The organism is Microcoleus sp. B3-D7, from assembly GCF_036705305.1.
In the GTDB taxonomy this organism is placed as follows: domain Bacteria; phylum Cyanobacteriota; class Cyanobacteriia; order Cyanobacteriales; family Microcoleaceae; genus Microcoleus.
In genome coordinates this window covers 1-1226 of record NZ_JAUBUE010000134.1, presented here as the reverse complement: position 1 = coordinate 1226, position 1226 = coordinate 1, and the positions used below count along the sequence as shown (strand labels likewise).

At 45.5% G+C, this 1226-nt stretch carries 1 pseudogene; it reads left to right on the top strand.

Annotated features, from left to right (window positions below):
- Positions 1-492: 492 nt before the first annotated feature.
- A pseudogene (locus QUB25_RS29665) lies at positions 493-1152 on the top strand (IS110 family transposase); the annotation flags it as partial.
- Between the last annotated feature and the right edge of the window lie 74 nt (positions 1153-1226).

Genomic DNA, 1226 nt, shown 5'->3' with positions numbered 1-1226 from the left:
ACTCGTTCAATTTTTCAAAACCTCAATATCCCTTATGGCAAGTTTTCCTCTGCGTAGAGTGACAAAAGAGGGTTAAGGGCAAACCCTCAGTCCGGCAGTCCGGCAGGGGTTTAAACCCCTGCCTCAAAGCGAAAGTCGTCTGAAGACGACTAATGAGTTCTTCAGTCCTCTTTGAGAGCGTTCCACCGGCGTCGCACGCCAGTTATGAATAAAAGAAACAGTCAAGCTAGCCCAAAAGTTGCCTTACGATCAGATATATTATGCCTGTGTCCCGAGAGTCAGACCGACAAGTCAATGGTGCTTCTTTGAGCCTGATTTAGAGCATGGTCGTGGGCGTGATGGTTATGACATTGGTGAAGGGGGAATTCCCTATCCCGTTTAGGAGAATATAACATCTCTTGGGCCCACCGATTGGGACACCACGAAAGTTCGCTTGCCAAGAGGAGTCATCCAATGATCCGACACAAGACAAACAAACCTGTTGGGGGTGAAATGTCTAATTTCACACAGATTAACCCGAACGCCGCAGGCATAGATATCGGCTCACAAGAACACTGGGTTTGCGTCCCACCTGACCGAACCCCACAAAATGTGCGTAAATTTAGCTGTTTTACCCCTGACTTAATTGAGATGGCATCTTGGTTGTTGGAATGTCGAGTAGACACCATCGCCATGGAATCGACAGGAGTCTATTGGATAAGTGCCTTTCAAATTCTCGAAGAAAGGGGTATCCAAGTCAAACTGGTGAATGCCCATCACGTCAAAACCGTACCAGGTAGAAAAAGCGATGTTTTAGATTGTCAGTGGTTGCAACAGCTACATACCTACGGTTTATTGTCCGGTTCCTTTCGCCCTGACGATCAAATTTGCGTTCTTCGCAGTTACATTCGCCACCGCGAAAACTTAATCAAAAGTAGTAGCACCCACATACTGCGGATGCAGAAAGCATTAACTCAAATGAATCTGCAACTAAATAAAGTCATCAGTGACATCACATGAGTTACAGGGATGGCAATTATCCGCGCCATTGTAGCTGGAGAAAGGAACCCTCAAGTCTTAGCTGGCTTGAAAAATTCTCGGATTAAAAGTAGTACCGCCGATATTGCTAAAGCCAAGACTTGCGACTATCGAGCCGAGCATATATTTGTGTTAACCCTCTTTTGTCACTCTACGCAGAGGAAAACTTGCCATAAGGGATATTGAGGTTTTGAAAAATTGAACGAGTT